Origin of the sequence: Mesorhizobium sp. C089B (assembly GCF_030323125.1) — a bacterium.
Lineage (GTDB): Bacteria > Pseudomonadota > Alphaproteobacteria > Rhizobiales > Rhizobiaceae > Mesorhizobium.
In genome coordinates this window covers 3,337,625-3,357,412 of the sequence record NZ_CP100469.1, presented here as the reverse complement: position 1 = coordinate 3,357,412, position 19,788 = coordinate 3,337,625, and the positions used below count along the sequence as shown (strand labels likewise).

22 protein-coding genes and 1 tRNA gene are annotated in these 19,788 nt (G+C 62.9%); 11 read left to right on the top strand and 12 right to left on the bottom strand.

What is annotated here, in order from left to right:
* Nucleotides 1-14: 14 nt before the first annotated feature.
* Genes NLY44_RS16630 through NLY44_RS16610 form a run of 5 tightly spaced genes read right to left on the bottom strand, consistent with a single transcriptional unit; the run spans nt 15 to nt 5,969 of the window.
* Entirely contained in the window at nt 15-1,526 is a 1,512-nt protein-coding gene (locus NLY44_RS16630) for an aldehyde dehydrogenase family protein (protein WP_023804698.1), read from the bottom strand.
* Between the two features lie 10 nt (nt 1,527-1,536).
* The gene (locus tag NLY44_RS16625; RefSeq protein ID WP_023671185.1) at nt 1,537-2,313 is read right to left on the bottom strand and encodes an enoyl-CoA hydratase/isomerase family protein; all 777 of its coding nucleotides are present in this window, start codon (nt 2,311-2,313) and stop codon (nt 1,537-1,539) included.
* The gene (locus NLY44_RS16620; protein ID WP_023804699.1) at nt 2,306-3,907 is read right to left on the bottom strand and encodes an acyl CoA:acetate/3-ketoacid CoA transferase; all 1,602 of its coding nucleotides are present in this window, start codon (nt 3,905-3,907) and stop codon (nt 2,306-2,308) included. Before NLY44_RS16620 ends, NLY44_RS16625 begins: the two co-directional genes overlap by 8 nt.
* The gene (locus NLY44_RS16615) at nt 3,904-4,914 is read right to left on the bottom strand and encodes a Gfo/Idh/MocA family protein (RefSeq protein WP_023804700.1); all 1,011 of its coding nucleotides are present in this window, start codon (nt 4,912-4,914) and stop codon (nt 3,904-3,906) included. Before NLY44_RS16615 ends, NLY44_RS16620 begins: the two co-directional genes overlap by 4 nt.
* Entirely contained in the window at nt 4,911-5,969 is a 1,059-nt protein-coding gene (locus tag NLY44_RS16610; protein WP_023804701.1) for a LacI family DNA-binding transcriptional regulator, read from the bottom strand. The genes NLY44_RS16615 and NLY44_RS16610 overlap by 4 nt, the downstream gene beginning before the upstream one ends.
* 228 nt (nt 5,970-6,197) lie before the next feature.
* Between NLY44_RS16610 and NLY44_RS16605 the strand changes: the two genes are divergently transcribed.
* From NLY44_RS16605 to NLY44_RS16575, 7 genes are all read left to right on the top strand, one after another.
* Entirely contained in the window at nt 6,198-7,352 is a 1,155-nt protein-coding gene (locus tag NLY44_RS16605) for a dihydrodipicolinate synthase family protein (RefSeq protein WP_023804702.1), read from the top strand.
* Between the two features lie 104 nt (nt 7,353-7,456).
* The gene (gene gmd / locus NLY44_RS16600) at nt 7,457-8,527 is read left to right on the top strand and encodes a GDP-mannose 4,6-dehydratase (protein WP_023804703.1); all 1,071 of its coding nucleotides are present in this window, start codon (nt 7,457-7,459) and stop codon (nt 8,525-8,527) included.
* 9 nt (nt 8,528-8,536) lie between these two features.
* A complete protein-coding gene (gene fcl / locus NLY44_RS16595; protein WP_023804704.1) occupies nt 8,537-9,505 on the top strand; it encodes a GDP-L-fucose synthase in 969 nt (322 codons plus the stop codon).
* Nucleotides 9,506-9,586: 81 nt separating this feature from the next.
* Entirely contained in the window at nt 9,587-9,793 is a 207-nt protein-coding gene (locus NLY44_RS16590; protein ID WP_023710933.1) for a hypothetical protein, read from the top strand.
* Between the two features lie 404 nt (nt 9,794-10,197).
* On the top strand, nt 10,198-10,662 hold the full coding sequence (locus tag NLY44_RS16585; RefSeq protein ID WP_023671192.1) for an Hsp20 family protein: 465 nt from the start codon (nt 10,198-10,200) through the stop codon (nt 10,660-10,662).
* Between the two features lie 65 nt (nt 10,663-10,727).
* Entirely contained in the window at nt 10,728-11,150 is a 423-nt protein-coding gene (locus NLY44_RS16580; protein ID WP_348524324.1) for a DUF982 domain-containing protein, read from the top strand.
* Between the two features lie 112 nt (nt 11,151-11,262).
* A complete protein-coding gene (locus NLY44_RS16575; RefSeq protein WP_245263703.1) occupies nt 11,263-11,550 on the top strand; it encodes a DUF982 domain-containing protein in 288 nt (95 codons plus the stop codon).
* 207 nt (nt 11,551-11,757) lie between these two features.
* Here NLY44_RS16575 and NLY44_RS16570 read toward each other — a convergent pair.
* Both NLY44_RS16570 and cpdR read right to left on the bottom strand, forming a co-directional pair.
* Nucleotides 11,758-11,832 (bottom strand) — tRNA-Val (locus NLY44_RS16570).
* A 115-nt stretch (nt 11,833-11,947) separates the two neighbouring features.
* On the bottom strand, nt 11,948-12,310 hold the full coding sequence (cpdR, locus tag NLY44_RS16565) for a cell cycle two-component system response regulator CpdR (RefSeq protein WP_023671195.1): 363 nt from the start codon (nt 12,308-12,310) through the stop codon (nt 11,948-11,950).
* 164 nt (nt 12,311-12,474) lie between these two features.
* On the opposite strand from cpdR, the gene NLY44_RS16560 reads away from it, so the two are divergent.
* Both NLY44_RS16560 and hisN read left to right on the top strand, forming a co-directional pair.
* Entirely contained in the window at nt 12,475-13,416 is a 942-nt protein-coding gene (locus tag NLY44_RS16560; RefSeq protein WP_023704024.1) for an N-formylglutamate amidohydrolase, read from the top strand.
* A 337-nt stretch (nt 13,417-13,753) separates the two neighbouring features.
* Nucleotides 13,754-14,527: a histidinol-phosphatase gene (gene hisN / locus NLY44_RS16555; RefSeq protein WP_023804707.1), complete on the top strand. Its 774-nt coding sequence runs from the start codon at nt 13,754-13,756 to the stop codon at nt 14,525-14,527.
* A gap of 12 nt (nt 14,528-14,539) precedes the next feature.
* Here the strand turns inward: hisN and NLY44_RS16550 are convergent, their stop codons facing one another.
* The 4 genes from NLY44_RS16550 to NLY44_RS16535 all read right to left on the bottom strand — a co-directional run bounded on the left by NLY44_RS16550 (nt 14,540) and on the right by NLY44_RS16535 (nt 17,031).
* Nucleotides 14,540-15,370, bottom strand: coding sequence for a helix-turn-helix domain-containing protein (locus tag NLY44_RS16550; RefSeq protein WP_023714041.1), 831 nt, complete (start codon nt 15,368-15,370; stop codon nt 14,540-14,542).
* A gap of 126 nt (nt 15,371-15,496) precedes the next feature.
* Nucleotides 15,497-15,736 (bottom strand): DUF1127 domain-containing protein, encoded by a 240-nt coding sequence (locus NLY44_RS16545; RefSeq protein ID WP_023686421.1) that lies wholly within the window; start codon nt 15,734-15,736, stop codon nt 15,497-15,499.
* 3 nt (nt 15,737-15,739) lie between these two features.
* Nucleotides 15,740-15,910, bottom strand: coding sequence for a hypothetical protein (locus tag NLY44_RS16540; protein ID WP_023683236.1), 171 nt, complete (start codon nt 15,908-15,910; stop codon nt 15,740-15,742).
* A 161-nt stretch (nt 15,911-16,071) separates the two neighbouring features.
* Nucleotides 16,072-17,031: an alpha/beta fold hydrolase gene (locus tag NLY44_RS16535; RefSeq protein ID WP_023686420.1), complete on the bottom strand. Its 960-nt coding sequence runs from the start codon at nt 17,029-17,031 to the stop codon at nt 16,072-16,074.
* Between the two features lie 458 nt (nt 17,032-17,489).
* Here NLY44_RS16535 and NLY44_RS16530 point away from each other — a divergent pair, with 458 nt between their 5' ends.
* Both NLY44_RS16530 and NLY44_RS16525 read left to right on the top strand, forming a co-directional pair.
* Entirely contained in the window at nt 17,490-17,957 is a 468-nt protein-coding gene (locus NLY44_RS16530; protein ID WP_023671202.1) for an Hsp20 family protein, read from the top strand.
* A 157-nt stretch (nt 17,958-18,114) separates the two neighbouring features.
* Nucleotides 18,115-18,879, top strand: a complete 765-nt coding sequence (locus tag NLY44_RS16525; RefSeq protein ID WP_023804708.1) for a sulfite exporter TauE/SafE family protein — start codon at nt 18,115-18,117, stop codon at nt 18,877-18,879.
* On the opposite strand, the gene NLY44_RS16520 is transcribed toward NLY44_RS16525, so the two are convergent.
* Nucleotides 18,876-19,772 (bottom strand): MBL fold metallo-hydrolase, encoded by an 897-nt coding sequence (locus tag NLY44_RS16520; RefSeq protein ID WP_023804709.1) that lies wholly within the window; start codon nt 19,770-19,772, stop codon nt 18,876-18,878. The genes NLY44_RS16525 and NLY44_RS16520 overlap by 4 nt on opposite strands.
* Nucleotides 19,773-19,788: the final 16 nt, after the last annotated feature.

Genomic DNA, 19,788 nt, shown 5'->3' with positions numbered 1-19,788 from the left:
GGGTTCTTCCAAACTCAGCCGACCCACCAACCGGTGCGCTGGCCGCGATGAAACTGGATTGTCTTTTCCTCGGTATAATCCTCGACAGCGCGTTTGCCGAGTTCGCGTCCGATGCCGGACTGCTTGTAGCCCCCGAATGGCAACTCGGGAAAGCCTTCCATGAATGTGTTCACCCAAACGGTCCCCGAACGCACACCACGCGCCACCGACATACAAGTGTCGATGCTGGCGCTCCACACCCCTGCAGACAGACCATAGGGCGTGTTGTTGGCGATGTGCAACGCCTTTTCAATCGATCCAAAAGTCAGCACGGAGAGCACCGGGCCGAACACTTCCTCGCGCGCAATAGCCATGTCTTCGGTAACGCCGCGGATGATGGTCGGATCGAGGTAGTGGCCGGCATTGGACGCCAATTGGCCGCCACCGCTATAGACATTGCTGCCGTCTTTTGCTGCTGCCGCAACGTAATCCGCGACCTTGGTCAGATGGTCGGCGGAAATCATCGCGCCAACCTTGGTTCGGTCGTCGAGTGGGTCGCCGACCGTTACCTTGGCGGTCAGGGCCTTGACAGTGGCGAGGAAATCGTCGGCGATGGCTTCATGCACGATCAGCCGACTGCCGGCATTGCAGCATTCGCCGGCGTTGAAGAAGCCGCCGAACACTGCTGCGTCAGCGGCCGCCTCGAGATCGGCATCGGGGAAGACGATCTGGCCGTTCTTGCCGCCGAGCTCCATCGAGACTTTCTTCAGCGACTGCGCGGCGGAAGCCATGGTCATCTTGCCGACGCGGGTAGAGCCGGTGAACGACACCATCTCGACCAGCGGATGGCTGACCATCGGCCCCCCGACATCGGCGCCGAGGCCGGCCAGGATGTTGACGACGCCCGCGGGCAGGCCGGCCTGCATCAGGATGTCGCCGAGCACGAAGGTCGAGGCCGAGGTCATTTCGCTCGGCTTGACCACCGCGGTGCAGCCGGCGGCGAGCGCGAAGGGCAGTTTCTGGCTGACGATCAGGAACGGGAAATTCCACGGGGTGATGATCGAGACGACGCCGATCGGCTCGCGCAGGACGACGCCCAGCATGGCGTCGCCGAGATTGGCGTAGCTCTCGCCGTGCAGCGTGCGGGCGAGCGAGGCGGCATAACGCCAGATGTCGACGGCGCCGCCGATCTCGCCACGCGCCTGGGCGATCGGCTTGCCGGACTCCAGCGCATCGAGGCGGGCGATGTCTTCGAGCTGGGCCTCGATCAGGTCGGCCGTCTTGAGCAGGATGGCTGCGCGCTCGGCCGCCTTCGTGCGCGGCCACGGGCCGGTCTCGAATGCCTTGTGCGCGGCCTGCATGGCCGCCTCCACCTCGGCCTCGCCGGCCTGCGCATAGCGCGAAACGGTGAAGCCATGGCCGGGGCTGTTGCGCGCAATCGTGCGGCCGTCACGGGCATCGACATGCTTGCCGTCGATCAGGAGCTTGTAAGCCTTCGGCGCCTTGGACGCCTCGGCCGGCATGGAAATGTTGAGCGGTGCGTTCATCATGCTTTCTCTAGGATCTTGAAAAGGCCGGCTTCTGCTTGGCCTTGAAGGCGCTCACGCCGGCTTTGAGGTCGCCGGTCAGCGCAACGAAGCCGCTGGCGAGCGCCTCGGTGGCGGCCGCACTTTCCTCGCCTTCGGCGACTGCGATCATCAGCTTGGCGGCTTCGGTTGCGAGCGGCCCGCGCCCGGCGATTTTTTCGGCCCAAGTCCTGGCCTCTGCCAGCGCCTGGCCGGTCTCGACCACGCGGTCAACGACGCCGAGTGCAAGCGCGTCGGAGGCGGCAAAGAGCTCGCCGCCGAGTGCCATGCGGCGCACGATCTGGGCCCCAAAGCGGCGCACGGCGCGCTGCGTGCCGGACCAACCGGGGACGACGCCGATCGATGTCTCGGGGAAGCCGAGCTTCACCTGCGTTTCGGCGACACGGAAGTCGCAGGCGACCGCCAGCTCCAGCCCGCCACCCAGCGCATGGCCGGAAAGCACCGCGATGGTCGGCTGCCGCAGCCGCGCCAGTCGGTCGAAGACACGGTGGCCGTAGCGCACCCATTGCACCTGAAAGTCGGCAGCGCTCATTTGTGCCCAGGCCTCGACGTCGCCGCCGGCGCAAAAGCCTTTGCCTTCGCCGCGGATCAGCACGACGCGCACGCCTTCAGCCATTTCGGCTTCGTCGAGCGCTGTCTCGAGCGCGCGCAGCATCGGAATGTCCAGCGCGTTGAACTTCTCCGGCCGGCGCAGCGTGACGATGCCGATGGCGCCGTCCTGCTCGAAGGTGACGAGGCGCTCAGCCATGCGCGCCTCCGAGAGAAGCGCCACCATTCAGCGACAGGCCGATCGGCCGGTCCTGATAGAGAGCCGCCGGCGTGAACTTGAGATCGTTGGCGATGCCGAGCGGAATCTCTGACTGCGCCAGCACATCGCGTTCGAGGTCGATGCCGGGCGCCAATTCCGTCACCATCAGACCGTCCGGCGTCAGCTTCATCACGCAGCGCTCGGTGACGTAGGTGATGTCCTGCCCTTGCGCGACGGCGCGCTTGCCGGAGAAGGAGATGTGTTCGACCTCGTTGACCACCTTCTTGACCTTGCCTTCTGCATCGATGCGGATGCCGCCATCGGCGAGCGACAGTTTTGCGCCGGCATTGAAGAAGCCGGAGAAGACGATCTTTTTCGCCCGTGCCGTGATGTCGACAAAGCCGCCGGCCCCGGCGGTGACATGTGGCCGGGCCGAGAGTTTCGACACGTTGACGGAGCCATGGCGGTCGATCTGCAAGAAGGAGAGCAGCGAGGCATCGAAGCCGCCGGCCTGGAAATAGATGAACTGGTGCGGCGAGGGCATGATCGCTTCGGCATTGGAAGCGCAGCCGAACTTGAAGTCGAGCAGCGGCACGCCGCCGACGGCGCCCTGCTCGATCACCCAGGTGACCTTGCCGTGCTGGCCTTCCTCGAGAAGGATACGCGGCACGTTTGCCGAGATGCCGAAGCCAATGTTGACCGCCATGCCGTCGCGCAATTCCATGGCGACGCGGCGCGCGATTACTTTCTGGACGTTCATCTCAGCGTTGCGGAAGCTGGACAACGGCCGGAAGATCTCGCCCGAAATCGCCGGGTCGTAAGGCGTCAACGTCGTCTGCAACTGGTCCGGCGCCACCACGATGTGGTCGACCAGGACGCCGGGCACGCGCACGTCATGCGGCTTCAGCGTGCCGTTCTCGACGACCCGCTTGACCTGCGCAATGACGATGCCGCCATTGTTGCGCGCGGCGAGTGCCTGTTCGAGGCCGCCGAGATAGGCGCCTTCATGTTCATAGGTCAGGTTGCCGCGCTCGTCGGCGGTGGTGGCGCGGATGATCGAAACGTTGGGCACGATCGAGCGGAAATAGAGCCATTCCTCGCCGTCGAACTGCTGCACCGAGACGATCGGCTCGCTTGCAGCCGCATTCATGGCGCAGCCCTGGTGGCGCGGGTCGGCGAAAGTGTCGAGGCCGACCTTGGTCAGCACACCGGGCCGCTTGGCGGCGGCCTCGCGGTGCATGTCGAACAGGATGCCCGACGGCACATTGTAGGCAGCGACCGAATTGTCGCCGATCATCTTCCATATCTGCGGCGGCTCGGTCGAGGAGGGGCCCGAGGGATAGGAGCCGCAGAGCGTGCGCTTCAACAAGCCGGGCTTGGCCAGATGGTCGATGCCCTTGATGCCATACATGTCGCCGGCGGCGATCGGATGCAGCGTGGTGATGTCTTTCGGATGGCCTTCGGCGTCGAAGCGCTCGCCGATGGCAGCCAGGACGGCGTCAGGGCAGCCAAGGCCGCTCGACGACGAGACGGAGACGGTCATGCCGTCCTTGATGAGGCTTGCTGCTTCAGCGGCGGAGACGAGCTTGCTCACACGACACCTTTCGGATCGATAGTGACGGCCTTGCCGGACTTTGCCGACTGCAACGCTGCTTCGGCTGAGGCCAGCGACCAGACGCCGTCCTCGCCGGTGGCGGAGGGCTGGCCTTCTCCACGCATGGCGGCATGGAACTGGCGCAGCGACCTGGCGTAGAGGTCTTCTCGGTCGAAGCTCAGTTCTTCCTCGCCCTTGGCGGTGCGTAGCAGCACCGAGCCGACTGGCTTCTGCGTCATCACATTTTTTGCGATCAGCGAACCTTCGGAACCATGCACCTCAAAGCCGGTATCGGCGAACTTGGTTGTGAAGCCTTCATGCGACTGGGCGATGATGCCCGACCCGAAGCGCCAGATGCACATGGCGCCGTCTTCCAGCCCGCTGCTGGCCATGCCGGCCAACTGGGTGAAGGCGGAGACCTCGACCGGGTCGTCGCCGAGCACGAAGCGCAGCGTGTCGGCATCATGCACGGTGATGTCGAGCACCACGCCGCCGCCGGCCTCAGGCTTGGTAATGCGCCAGCCCTGCAGGTTTTCCGGCAAATAGACGGAATGGAAGACGCGCGCGGCAATCGGCTTGCCGATGCGGCCGGCTGATATGGCGTCGCGCATGGCGCGGTGGGCGCCGGCATTGCGCAGATGATGGTTGGTGCCAAGCACCACGCCGGCTTCCTTGGCGGCGGCGACGATCGTGCGCGCATCAGTGCTGTTCAGCGCCAGCGGCTTTTCGCACAGAACATGCTTTCCCGCCTTGATCGCGGCCAGCGCCTGTTCGAGATGCAGTTCATTGGTGGTCGAGATGTAGACGACGTCGATGTCGGCGCCGAGCAAATCGTCAAGCGTCGAGACGGCGAGAGGAATGTTGTTTTCTGCGGCATAGGTCTTGGCGCGCTCCGGGTTGGAGCTCATCACCGCTGATATCTCGCCATCCTTTTGTGCGCGGATGGCGTTGATCATGAACTGTTTGGCGATCGTGCTGGCGCCGATCAGTCCCCATCTGACGCTCATGCCGCGTCTCCCATTCCTGCTGATGTGTCCTGGGCGCGGCGACCGGGACCGCAGCTGTCCCTGACGACCAGATTGACGGCGCCGATATGGTCCTCGGCATGCGTGGTGCGCGACTGGATCATCTTCAGCATGACGTGGGCGGCGCGTTCACCGAGGCCGGGTGTGTCGACCGAGACGCTGGTCAGCGCCGGCATATAATGCTCGGCCTCGACCACGTCGTCGAAGCCGACGACGGCAAAGTCCGCGCCGGGCTCCAGCCCGCGCTTGCGCAGCGCCAGCATGACGCCGAAGGCGACGGCATCGTTGAAGCACAGTGCCGCCGTCGGCGGCTCGGCCATGGCAAGGGCGGTTTCCAGGCACGCGATGCCGCCCCTGCGGCTGGTCTCGCCTTCGACGACAAGCACGTCGCGCCTGGCAATGCCCAATGTTTCGCAAGCTTCACGAAAACCGCCCAGGCGCTCCTGATAGACGACCAGGTCGGAGGTGCCGCCGAAGAAGGCCAGCCGGCGATGGCCCTTGCCGATCAGATGGGCGGCGGCGAGATACGCGCCGCGATGGTTGTCAGGAGCGATCACCGGGATGCGGCTGTCCGGCAGGCGGCGCATGGCGAAGACGACCGGCACGCCCGCCATCTCGAGGCGACGGAAGGCGCCCGGCGTGGTGCCGCGTGCCGGTGACACGATCAGGCCTGCGACGCCCTGTTCCATCAGCGACTTCAGCACTTCTTCCTGGCGCACCGGGTTCTCCGCCGTGTTGGCGATGAAGGGCACGATGCCGGCCGACTGGAAGACGCGCTCCATGCCGACCGCCAGCTCGGCGAAAAAGGGGTTGGTGAGATCGTTGATGACCATGCCGATGACGTTGGAATGGGCTTTGCGCAGATTGGCGGCGCCGCGGTTGTAGACATAGCCGACATCCTCGATCGCCTTGCGAACCTTGACCGCGGTTTCAGGCCGGATCAGCCCTGAGCCTTGCAGCACAAGCGACACCGTCGATTTGGACACACCAGCCTCGCGGGCGATGTCCAGGATCGTTGCCTTGGCCCGGCTGGCCATGTCGGTGGTTTCCTCCGCCTAAATGAGAAAATCTATTGGAACGTTCTAATCACTCTGCCAAACGAGAGTCAATCGGGATTCTTGCGGAGATCGAAAAGGTGATGAATGTGGTTCCTAGCAAGGACTCTTAGCCTTCTTCAACGTTTGGGCCGGTTCAATCGCCGGAATCATAAAGTTTCTTGATTTATTGGAACGTTCCATTTATAGGATGCCGAAACGGAGGTTGCCATGGATATCACCCTGCCTACGCAGAATGGCGGCCGCGTCAGCTACAAGCTCGCGGGCAGTCCGGTCGAGCCCGTAATCGGTGCGGTTTTCCCGCGCATCGCCTATGCCGCGGCCCATGTCGTCGCCGACCCTTTCGCGATGACCGACCCCTGGTCGAAGCCTGCGGTCGACTGGGACAAGACGATGGCGTTTCGGCATCATTTGTGGCGGCTTGGCTTCCGCATCGCCGAGGCGATGGACACCTCGCAGCGCGGCATGGGTTTCGACTGGGCGAATGCGCAGGAATTGATCCGGCGCTCGATCGCCGAGGCGCGCAGCGTCGAATGCGCAGACCTCGCCTCGGGCGCCGGCACCGATCATCTGGCGCCGGCCAATTCGAGATCACTCGAAGATGTGATCGCCGCCTATGAGGAGCAGTTCGCTTTCATTGAAGGCGAGGGCGGCAAGGCGATCATGATGGCCAGCCGGGCGCTGGCAGCGGTCGCAAAGGGTCCGGACGACTATATCAGGGTCTACGATCGCATCCTCAGCCAGGCATCCGGCAAGGTCATCCTGCACTGGCTGGGCGACATGTTCGATCCTGCACTGAAAGGTTATTGGGGCAGCGGCAATTTCGAGGCCGCGCTCGACACCGTCGTCGCCATCATCGAGCGTCATGCCGGCAAGGTCGAGGGGATAAAGATTTCCCTGCTCGATGCCGGCAAGGAAGTTGCCTTGCGCAACCGGTTGCCGGAAGGCGTCGTCATGTTCACCGGCGACGATTTCAACTATCCCGAACTGATTGCCGGCGACGGGAAGCGGCACTCGCACGCCTTGCTCGGCATATTCGACGCCATCGCGCCGGTCGCCAGTGCGGCGCTCGCGAAACTGGCTGACGGCGACCGCGCCGGCTTTGACGCGCTGATGGCGCCGACAGTGCCGTTGTCGCGCAAGATCTTCGAGGCGCCGACGGAGTATTACAAGGCCGGCATCGTCTTCATTGCCTGGCTCAACGGCCATCAGGACCATTTCGCCATGGTCGGCGGCATGCAGTCGGCGCGCGGCATCCTGCACTATGCCGACATCTTCCGCCTTGCCGACCAGGCAGGGTTGCTCGCCGATCCCGAGCTTGCGCTGGCCAGGATGAAGCATTTCTGCGCGGTTGCAGGTGCCTGAGAACGACACAATCGCTGGCTGAAACCTGTCCCCCGTATGGGGGATTTGCGTTCTCGCGCCAAATCTGTATTCGGTTGCCGGGATTGGATGCGGACGGAGCGGCAATGACGGAAAAAGTGGCGCTCATCACCGGGGTTACCGGGCAGGACGGGGCCTATCTCGCAGAATTGCTTCTGCAGAAGGGCTATATTGTCCATGGCGTCAAACGCCGCTCGTCCTCGTTCAACACCGAGCGCGTTGACGACATCTATGTCGATCCGCACGAGCGCGGTGCGCGTTTCTTCCTGCATTATGGCGACCTGACCGACGCGACCAACCTTATTCGCCTGGTGCAGGAGACACAGCCCGGCGAGATCTACAATCTCGGCGCCCAGAGTCATGTCCAGGTGAGTTTCGAGACGCCGGAATACACCGGCAATGCCGATGCGCTGGGAACACTCAGGCTGCTCGAGGCGATCCGCATCCTGCGCCTGGAGAAGTCGGTGCGCTTCTATCAGGCATCGACGTCGGAGCTTTACGGCAAGGCGCGCGAGGTCCCGCAAAGCGAGGCGACGCCCTTCCATCCGCGCTCGCCCTATGCCGCGGCCAAGCTTTACGCCTACTGGATCACGGTCAACTACCGCGAGGCTTACGGCATGTTCGCCGCCAACGGAATCCTGTTCAACCACGAAAGCCCGACACGCGGCGAAACCTTCGTCACCCGCAAGATCACGCGGGCCGTCGCCTCGATCCATCACGGCCTTCAGGCCACGCTCTATCTCGGCAATCTCGACGCCAAGCGTGACTGGGGCCATGCGCGCGACTATGTGGAGGGCATGTGGCGCATTCTGCAGCACAGTGAAGCCGACGATTTCGTGCTGGCGACTGGTGAGGCGCATTCGGTGCGCGAATTCGTCGAACTGGCTTTTGCCGAGACCGGACGCACCATCCGCTGGCAAGGCGAGGGTGTCGATGAAGTTGGTGTCGATGCCGGTTCGGGCACTGTCCTGGTGCGCATCGATCCGCGCTATTTCCGGCCGACCGAGGTCGATCTGCTGCTCGGTGACCCCGCCAAGGCCAAGGCAAGACTTGGCTGGTCGCACACGACCGGCTTCAGGGATCTGGTGACGGAAATGGTGCAGGCCGATCTGGCGCGCGCGGCCGGCGGCACGCGGCAGAACAGCCGTTCTGCGTGAGGCAGGCCGATGGACGCGACATTTGAGCTGAAGGGCAAGCGTGTCTTCGTCGCCGGGCATCGCGGCATGGTCGGTTCGGCCGTCGTGCGCCGGCTGGCGAGCGAGGACTGCGAGATACTCACCATCTCGCGCGACAGGCTCGACCTGCTCGACCAGGCAGGGGTGCAGCGCTGGATGGCCGAGCACAGGCCGGATGCGGTGGTGATGGCGGCCGCCAAGGTCGGCGGTATCCTGGCCAATGACCGGTTCCCGGTCGATTTCCTGCAGGACAATTTGGTCATGCAGGGCAATGTCATCGACGGCGCCTTTCGCAGCGAGGTCGGCAAGCTTTTGTTTCTCGGCTCGTCCTGCATCTATCCAAAGCTCGCGCCGCAGCCGATCAGGGAAGACGCCCTGCTGACCGGGCCGCTCGAGCCGACCAACGAATGGTACGCGATCGCGAAGATCGCCGGGCTGAAACTGTGCCAGGCCTATCGGCGCCAGCATGGGGTCGACTATATCTCGGCGATGCCGGCCAGCCTCTACGGACCGGGTGACAATTTCGACCTGCAGAGCAGCCATGTCGTGCCGGCCCTGATGCGAAAGGCGCATGCGCTGGCGCTGAGCGGCGGCAACAGCCTCAATGTCTGGGGCTCGGGCACGCCACGGCGTGAATTCCTGCATGTCGACGACGCCGCCGATGCCTTGGTCTGGCTGTTGAAGAATTATGCCGGCGACGGCCACGTCAATGTCGGTTCGGGCGAGGATGTCACCATTGCCGAGCTTGCCCAGACCGTCGCATCGGTCGCCGGCGTCGAGGCTGATATCGCCTTCGATACGACCAAGCCAGACGGCACGCCGCGCAAGTTGATGGATGTTTCGCGGCTGTTTGCAACGGGATGGCGCCCGCGCTACGCACTTCGCGGTGGATTGGAACAGACATATGCGTGGTTTCTCAACCATATTGGGAAGGGTGGTGTCCGCCTCGGCGCGGCCTGATTCCAATTTTCCTTGAACCATTTCGCTGCCGCCCGCGACCAAGCGGTGTGTAGCAAACACGGTCCATCAAGGAGAACGTCAATGTTTATCACTTCAAGAAACGCATTTCTCGCCGCCATCGCGGTTTCGGTGCTGGCAGGGTGTCAGACGGCACCGCCGAGGGAATGCGAGAAGACCAAGCCCGGTGTCACCTACAACGGCAAATGCTGCGGCATCGGCACACCGTGCCGTGAAGGCAACAACACCCCTCATGACAAGCCCGACAGGCCCGATCCGCGGCCACAGTGATCCGCGAGCCAGAAACGTCCCGGCACGTGCCGGGACGTTTCGCCCCCGACAGGGCGGATACGGATCGGAAGGCCGCTACCCGGTTCCTTGCTGGCCGGCATTTGAACACGAAACGGGACGGCGGGGCAGTAGACGATGCGGTCGCGCAGATCGCGCGAAAACTTCCCGCCGGATCTGTACTTCAAGGGGCTGTTCGACTGTTCGAAGGGAAGGTCCCGTAGAAACTCAGATTTCGCTTTCCGTCGATGCGAAGGATGCTACTAAAAAAAATTCGAGATGCTCTTGAACTCATTTGGGGCGCCTCCTAATTCGATTTCCGCCAAGGCCATAAGGCTCGGCAAAAAATGGCGGCGCCGCACAGGGCGGCGTCCTTGTACCCATGTTGCTTCAAGGAGGATGTGGCTATGAGAACCTTTGATACCCTCTATCGGACCACCGTCGGTTTCGACCGGCTTTTCGACATGCTCGACAGCGGCACGCGTCCAGACTGGCCGCCCTATAACATCGAGAAGGTCGACGAGAACGATTACCGTATCTCGATGGCCATCGCAGGCTTCAGCCAGGATGAGGTCGAGCTTACCCAGCATGGACCCGAACTGGTCGTGGTAGGCCAGAAAGCTGATGATCAGAGCGGACGCCAGCTGCTGCACCAGGGCATCGCCTACCGCAGTTTCAGGCAGACGTTCAAGCTTGCCGACCACATGAAGATCAAGGCAGCCAAACTGGAGAATGGCCTCCTCTCGATCGACATTGTCCGCGAGATTCCCGAAGAGCTGAAGCCGCGCCGCATCAGCATCGGCGTGGGCGACACGCCGACGGCCGCCACTCAGATCACGCAAGACACGGACCGCGCGCGTAAAGCCGCGTAATCCTGTCGATCTGTCACACTTTGAACTGCGGGTCCGCCTCCCGGTTTTCGGCCGGGAGGCTGTGATTGCGGAGAAACGAAGATGATCACTGCAGGACGTACTGGCGCGCCTCTGTCGCGCGCCCGCAGTTGGCCTGGACCGCGCAAACCATGAAACTCAATGGTTCGTTCGATTTGGAGGATCATATGAACGATCGGATGTTCGACAGCGCCGTTTTCGTGAAAAGCGGCGACAACCTTGTTCAGGAAATCACGTGTCTCGAGGACGCTCTGGAGTTCCTCTATGAATGGCCGAAGGACAGGCGCGGCCCCATTCACCAAACCGCATTGCGGGCCTGCCAGCGAGCTTTCGATAGCGATTATCCGCTTTCCGCAGCCAGAGACGCGTTCAGCGGTTTTGCGAAAGCAGCCAGAATCCTTGAGGAAGTATCCACGACAATGCCGTGGATGATGGGCAGAGGTGGCGAAGGCGGAGGAGTGACTGCCTAAAGCGCGTCGCGAAACGGATTCATGCGACACGCTTTAAGTCTTTGTTTTGATGCATGTCGTTGTCCCAGAACCGCGGCATACTTCTGGGTGACATGCATTAGGAAAGGAGGTCATGATGCTATCGAAACCTTTTGAAAAGCCAGTCCGGGTGTGGGTGGGATTGGGCTTTCCCCGCCAACTCAACACGGTCGCGGATGCTTATCAATTCGCAGCCGAATGGTGTGGCAACAGCCCGGAGCAGAGAGCTGCTATTCGCGCTTGCAAAGCCGCTCTGATTGGTGATGTGGAACCCGAGACAGCACGAGGCGTCTTCGTCGCGTTCGCTCGCAAGAAGGATATTCTTATGGAGGACGGCATCGAGCCTGCGCCTTCAAGGACGCTAAGTCCGCGCCACGTCTAAAGCGCGTCGCGTTTGAACGGACTCAGACGACGCGCTTTAGGTCTTTGTTTTTATGCATGTCGTAGTCTCAAAACCGGGGCCACTTTTGAGCGCCATGCATTAGAATGTCCACAAACACGAGGCGGCTGCCATAAGCGGTGGCCGCCTTACCGGCTAAGTCGTCGAAGGGGTGCGCCAAAAACGGGCTTGGCTAAGTTATCGAAAGGATGGTGGGCGTGACAGGGATTGAACCTGTGACCCCTGCAATGTCAATGCAGTGCTCTCCCGCTGAGCTACACGCCCATCCGAAGCCGCGCATACACCATTTTTGGTCCAGCGCGTCAATAGCCGGAAAAGGGAAAGAAAGGCTCGTTTTGTCGCGCCGCCGACGAAGCGGCGAGATCACACTGTGCGCGCTTCAGGCGGCCTGCAGCATTTTTTCGACCTCGTTGACGAGATCGCGCAGGTGGAAGGGCTTGGACAGCACCTTGGCGTCTTTCGGCGCCTTGGAATCGGGGTTGAGCGCGACGGCCGCGAAACCGGTGATGAACATCACCTTGAGGTCGGGATCGATCTCGGTGGCGCGGCGGGCGAGTTCGATGCCGTCCATCTCCGGCATGACGATATCGGTCAGCAGCAGGGAGAAAGGTTCTTCGCGCAGCCGCTCGTAGGCGCTGGCGCCATTGTCGAAATCGCTGACGTGGTAGCCGGCCCGCTCCAGTGCCTTGACCAGGAACCGGCGCATGTCGTCGTCGTCTTCCGCCAGCAGAATGCGTGCCATCTTGTCCCGTCCGAATCACCCCAGCCAAGCCTGCCGTCCGGCAAGCCCGTTAACCATCCTGTATATGAGGAGCTGACGGTAAACATCAAGTGAACGTTGGCGGCATTAATCCTGATTTGACGCGGTTCCTGACATGCCGAAATGCTGGACATGCGGCCGATGAGGTGGCAGTTTCCCATCATGATGCATTGCTGTTTCCGGGTTCGTTCAAATTGACGACGGCAGCCGAAGATTTTTCGGTCGTTCCACCCTTCGAAATCCGATCGGGCGCCGAGCAGCGCGTTCCCTTCGTCTTCAACTCACCGCATAGCGGCCGCTATTATCCAGACCGCTTCCTGGCCATGGCGCGGCTCGACCGGAACGCCATCCGCCGCTCCGAGGATTGCTATGTCGACGAGTTGTTCGGCAGCGCGGTGGTGCTGGGCGCGCCGATGCTGGCGGCGAATTTTCCGCGCGCTTACCTCGACGTCAACCGCGAACCCTGGGAACTCGACCCGCGCATGTTCGCCGAGCCGGTGCCGTCCTTCTGCAACATCCGCTCGGCGCGTGTCGCCGGCGGGCTCGGCACCGTGCCCAAGCTGGTGGGCGAGGGGCTCGACATCTATTCCGGCCGTCTGCCGCTGGCGGAGGCCGTCCAGCGCATAGAGGCGGTCTACAAACCCTATCACGAGACGCTGAAGCGGCTATTGACCAGAACCCATGCCAGGTTCGGCTATGCCGTGCTGATCGACTGCCATTCGATGCCGGCGAGCATCAGGGTGGGCGACAGCGGCCTGCGGCCGGATTTCATCGTCGGCGACCGTTTCGGCATCTCGGCCACGGCGGCCCTGACCGAGACGGCGATCGGCCTGCTCATCGGCATGGGCTACACCGTCGCCCACAACAAACCCTATGCAGGCGGTTTCATCACCGAGCATTACGGCCGGCCGGCGCGCCATCTGCATGCGCTGCAGATCGAGGTCAATCGCGGCCTCTACATGAATGAGCGGACGTTCCAGAAATCGGCCGGCTTCGATGCGCTGGCCGACGATATGGCGCGCTTTTCGGCCGACCTGATGGCGATGCCCGACCACCACTTCATCGACCTGCCGCTGGCCGCCGAATGACGCCGGAGCGGCGGCTGTTCATGCAATCCCGCGCTGGCCATCCCGCAGCGTAAAAAAAGACCGCATCGTTTGCACGACACGGTCGAAGTCTAGGGAGGAAACGCCCAAGGAGGGCATGGACAGGAAAACCTGTCCGAGAACAAATTTATTGTGCGATGCACAAATGTCAATCGATCCCACGCTTTTTTAATTCACTCTGATGTGGAAATGCGTTTCGATGGTCCCGATGTGTGACATTTCGGCAACGCTGATGTCTCTGATAAATCGATAAACCGGCTTGTTTTGGCGGGAAAGTGCCGGCAGACCGGGTTGGCACTCTGTAATGCGGGAGAATCACGTGGACATCAGCATCGATTTCATGCGCCGGATCGCGCAAGCGGCGGCGGCTGAAACCTTGCCGCGTTTCCGCGCACAGGGCGCGGTGGCCAACAAGGAAAAAGGCAGTTTCGACCCGGTCACCGAGGCCGACCGCGAGGCCGAGCGCGCCATTCGGGCGCTGATCTCGGCTGAGTATCCCGATCACGGTATCCTTGGCGAAGAACATGGCAGCGAAAACATCTCCTCAAGGCATGTCTGGGTGATCGATCCGATCGATGGTACCCGCGCCTTCATCTCAGGCTTGCCGGTGTGGGGAACGCTGGTCGGATTGACGGTCGACGGTGACGCCGTCGCCGGCATGATGGCGCAGCCGTTCACCGGCGAGCTGTTCTACGCCAACGCTTCCGGCTCCCACTACGAAGGCCCCGGTGGGCCGCGGAAGCTGTCGACCCGCAAGAGGACGAAGCTTGACGAGGCGACCTTGTTCACCACCACGCCGGCGCTTTTCAAGGGCGAGGCGCGCACCCGCTACGACGCGTTCGAGAAACAGATCCAGCTCGCCCGCTACGGCGCCGATTGCTACGCCTATGCCATGATCGCGTCCGGCAGCGTCGACATCGTCGCCGATCCCGGATTGAAACCCTACGACATCGTGGCGCTGATCCCGATCATCGAAAAGGCCGGCGGCGTCGTCACCACATTCGAGGGCGGTCCGGCGGAAAAGGGCGGCGACATCCTGGCCGCCGCAACGCCGGAGCTTCATGCGGCTGCAATGGCAGCCCTGCGGGGCTGATAGTCGACCCGATCAGCGCGGCTTGATCGAGCGCTGGAATTCCGCCGGCGTTCGCCCGTAGACCTGCCTGAACGCTGAGCTGAAATGGCTGTGGCTGGAGAAGCCGAGGTCCAGGCCGAGCGTGGTCAGATTGTCGTAGCGGCCAAGCAGGTCGAGCGCGCGCGCCAGCCGCAGGCGCAGATGGTAGCGATAGAGCGGCATCGCCTCGACCTGCTGGAAAACCTGCGTGAGATAAACCGGTGATACCCCGACTTCAGCGGCGATCTCGGCCAGCGTCCAGCGCCGCGAAAGATCCGAGGACAGGACGAGCTTGGCGCGATCGACCAGCTTCTGCCGGCCAGCGCTGGCGCCGGCGGCATGCGAGGTGCGCTCGCCGAGGGAGCGCCGCACCAGCGTCAGCGCCAGGGTTTCGGCCTCCAGCGTTTCGGCAATGTTGCGGCTCAGGCTGTGGCGCAGCACCGCCACCAGCGCCTGAGCCCGCGGGTCGATGCGGCGGCGCTGACGACGAAACGCCACGGCGCTGCCCGAGCGCAACTGCTCCTTCGGCGTCAACTCCTGCAGTTGCGCCTCCTCGATAACGAGATCGAGGCAGGAATCGCCACCCTCGACGGGATGGCTGATCCGGTAGCCTTCGGCGTTGTTGAAGAACAACAACTGGTTGGCTTCGGCGACCGCATCGTTGCGGCCGACATGGCGCACGAAGACGCCGCGATAGGGAAACACAAGATGCGTGGCAGCGGTGCACTCTTCTTCGCTCTTGTGCCGGCATTCGCCGCTGCAGAGGACATCCCTCACCCTGACGGTGCCGGTGTCCAGAAGCGTCTGTACCGTGAACTGCGACATGGTGAGCTGAGACATGGCCGTTGCATTCTACCCTTGCGCCGAAAGCTGCTCCGGCACATTAGGCGATTGGCTTGTCCAAACCTGTCAGGAGACTTCACCTGTCGGGCCCTTCGTAACGGCCATGGCTCAGTCCCACAAACGGCGCATGTATTCGCAGTGAGCGTCGCTGCGCGACAGGCCGATGTCCTTGAGCTGTTCGTCGGTCATTTCGAGCAAGGCAAGGCGGCTTCGGCGCCTTTCCAGTTGACGGCCGATCCAGTTGGCCGCCGCGATGCCTTGTGTCCGCAAGGACCGCCGGAACGTCGCGGTTTGAGTTGTCGGCTGATGTGCGAGGCATTGCGCCGCCGCTGCATGATCGGGGCGCATCGCTCAGGCTTCCCCGTTGCCGGCCACTGATGCGCCGGCCACTGAGGCGCCGGCTTCGTTCAGCGCAATCGCGCATTCCTCGCAGCAGACCTCGACGGTCTTGCCGCCGACCTTGACGCGGATCGGGTTGGCGTCCAGCTGGCAATCGCAGGCAGCGCAGGTTTTCTCGGTCATGACGTCATCCCCTTGGCGTTCAGTATGCGGAGAGATGAGCATTCCGGGGCGGCACCGGCTGTCAGAATCTTTAGCTCTTTGGGTGCTGCCGGCGCTGCTCCTGACAGAAGGCTGTCAGCAGGCGCAAGCTCAAGGCGCCGCAACATGCAGCGCCGGCGGCATCAGGCTGTTGGGTCGTCGTTGCCGGGTATGAAGGCGTCGAAGGCGGCGAGCAACTGCTCGCGATAGACATCGGCCTCCTGCAGGATCTCGTGTTTCGAGCCATCGATCATCAGCAGCGAGCCGAGGCGCAGACGCCTGGCATAGGCTTCCACGGCCTTGGTCGAGACGACCTGATCGGCGCCGGCGGCGATCATCAGCAGCGGCACCTGGATCCTGGCCATGAAGTCGGGCTCACTGATGGCTTCGCCTGCCTTGATTGCCGCCTGCAGCCAGCGGATCGTCGGCCCGCCGAGCGCCAGTTGCGGATAGTGCTCGTAGATTTTCGTGTTGCGCTGATAGCGCCCGGGGTCCGATGTCACCTTGTTGAGGGCGAAGGGCAGGGTTTCCCTGGGACGCGGACCCCAGGCGGCGTAGAGCCGGCCGAGGCCGAGAAAGCACAATATCGAGCAGACGCGGCGCGCGGTTTTTGCCGACACGGGCGAGTCGGGCACCGTCAGGAAAGGCGCAATCAGCACCATGCGACGCACCCGGTTGACCATCGACGGCGCCGCGAGCAGCGCGATCACGGCGCCCATCGAATGGGCGAGGATGTAATACGGGCCGCGGCAGTCGGGCAGCACGATATCCTCGAAGAACTGTTCGAGGTCGCCGGTGTAATCGTAGAAAGAGCGGACATAGCCGCGTTGCGGATCGGCGATCAGCCGGTCGGAATCGCCCTGGCCGCGCCAGTCGAGCGTGGCGACGCCGAGGCCGCGGTCGGTCAGGTTGCGGATGGTTTCGAAATACTTCTCGATGCACTCGTTGCGGCCGGGCAGCAGCACGACGGTGCCTTTCAGCGGCCGGGTGATCGCGGCAAACAGGCCGTAGCGGATCTTCTTGCCGTCGCGCGTGGTGAAAAAGCCGCCGGCGACATTTTGCGGCGGCGGATTGCCTGGCGTGGGATGGAAGAGATCCGTCATTAGGCGCTTGCGTCTTCGTGGTGTCTCACCCGGCAGGGCGTCGGCATGGTGATAGACGCCAATGGATGAAAAGCAAAGGGAGGACGCCAAGGGGGCGGACGAACGACAAGCAAGGCCGGAAGCAGCCTGCGGCGGCGTGCTTCCGGCCTCTGTCGATCCGGGAGGAAGGGACGTTACACCCGGTCGGCCTCGTCGCGGCGCTTTCATCCGGCGCCGCCTGGTTCTTTATCCTGGGGGCACTCTAGCGCCGGCCGGCTGAACGGGCGCCGAAGCAGCGGTTCATCTGCCGTTCATCGACGCCTCGATTGGCGCTCTTCAAAAATCCTTGAAATGCGCTTTTGCGCTCCCCAAATGTCGGATGCAGCCGCCGATGTCGGGGCTGCTGGTCCACCCGAAACGCCTTTCCAGGGTTTCGCACCGGCCACACGCAAACATGTTGCTCAACAGGAGAACACCTCATGCGTCACGTTGATTTTTCCCCGCTCTATCGCTCGACCGTCGGCTTCGACCGCCTGTTCACCATGCTCGACTCGCTGGCCCAGCCCGATGGCGCGCAGACCTATCCGCCCTACAACATCGAGCGCACCGGCGAGGACGCCTATCGCATCTCGATGGCGGTTGCCGGCTTCTCGGACGAAGAGATTTCGATCGAAGCCCACCGCAACGTGCTGACCGTCAAGGGTGAGCGCAAGGAAGAGGGCAATGGCGAAGGCTCCGAGCTGCTCTACCGCGGCATTGCCTCGCGTTCGTTCGAGCGCCGCTTCCAGCTTGCCGACCATGTCGAGGTCGTCGGCGCCACCCTGAAGAACGGCCTGCTTTTCGTCGACCTTAAGCGCAACATCCCCGAGGAGCTGAAGCCGCGCAAGATCGCGATTACCGCCTCTTCGGCCAACGCCAAGCAGATCGAGGCCAAGAACGCCGCGTGATCAAGACGGCGGCGTCACAACGCCCAAGGTTGAAAGCGTCTCCTCCCGAGACGAAAGCGGCGCCGCGAGGCGCCGCTTTTTTTCGCCGCAGCCTCTGTCACCCCAACCGAAGAGTTCTGGCTCTTTTGCGGCGGGCGCCGTCTTCCCATGAAGGGCGATGTCTGATCTTTCGGCTGATTTTTCCCTGGCCCTAACGGCAACCATTGCGGTGACCTTCCTGCTGGCCGGCATCGTCAAGGGCGTTACCGGTATGGGACTGCCGACGTTGGCGATGGGGCTGCTGGGCACAATCATGCCGCCGGTCGCCGCGGCTTCGCTGCTGATCGTGCCGTCCTTCGTCACCAATATCTGGCAGCTGTTTGCCGGCCCGAGCTTCGGATGGATCCTCAGGCGGCTGTGGCTGATGATGGTCGGCATCGTCGCCGGCACGCTGGCCGGCTCATGGCTGCTGGCCAGCGACAATGTCAAATGGACGACGGCCGGCCTCGGGGCGGCGCTGATCGTCTATGCCGTCTATACGCTGCTGGCGCGGCAGTTGACGGTTCCCGCGTCAGCCGAGCGCTGGTCGTCGCCCATCGTCGGTTTCCTTACCGGCATCGTCACCGGCGGCACCGGCGTGTTCGTCTTGCCCGCTGTACCTTACATTCAGGCGCTGGGCTTGAGCCGTGACGATCTGATCCAGGCGCTCGGCCTGTCCTTCACCGTGTCGACGATCGCGCTCGCTGCCGGCCTTGCCTCGCACGGCGCGTTCCAGGTCGGGCATGTCGCCATGTCGTCGCTGGCGGTTGCGCCGGCCTTGCTCGGCATGTGGCTCGGACAGTTGCTCCGGCAGCGGATCAGCCCGGCGACCTTCCGGCGCTGGTTTCTTGTTTTCCTGATCTTGGTTGGCCTCGAGCTTTTGGCGCGGCCTTTCCTTGCTTAGCGACCGGTGCCGGTTGCGAGAACGGCCTCGATGTTTTGCCGGTGGACGGGCTCGTACAGCGCGAAGTACTCGACCGCGCCCGTGGCGAATATGTCGGCGCCGAAGGTTTTCAGATCCTGCTTCGCAAGATCAGGCTCACGCCGGCAGCGAAGCAGTTTTTGAACGTAGGCTTGCGTGGCGGCGATGAGGCCTTTGTCGTAGCCGCCTCGCTCAATCGCTTCGAGCGAGCCGTGATTGGGCAAGATGCGGTCTATCGGCCACCCGCTCATGCGTTCGAGATCGACCAGATGTTGCGCCAGCCGATCCGCCTCGCTGACATAGGTGATTGGATCCTCGAGCGTGTCGCCCGCCAGCAGCAGGCCGTTCCCAGGCATGAACAGCACCGTGCCGTCATGGCTGTGGATTTCGACCTGACGCAGCTCGACGGCGATCGATCCAACGGTGAGGTCAAGACTGCCTTCGAAGGTCCTGTTCGGCAGCACGAGAGGCTTGATCGGTGGAACACTGCTTTCGATCTCCGCCCGGTTGTTCGCGAGCGCCGAGGCGGTGAGCGTGTTGGCGATAATCTCGCAATCCTGAAACACCTCATTGCCGGAAATATGATCGTCATGCCAGTGGCTGAGCACGATTCGGATCGATGTTGCGCCCATGTCTTCGAGCGTCTGCCTGATGAAGCGCGCGTGAGGCAGCGAAATATGCGTGTCGTAGACAAGCGCCTGCGAGCCATCGACGATCGCATAGGTGCAGATGCCGAGGGCATAGGCGCCGTCGTCCAGCCAGTTCGGCTCGTCCGACCAGGCGCGAACGCCGTCAACGCGGCCATCGTAGAAGCCGAGCACGTTTGGCGCCGGGCGAACCAGCCGCATGTTTGAGCCGAGAGGTGGCTTTGTCATTGGCGCGGTCTCGCGG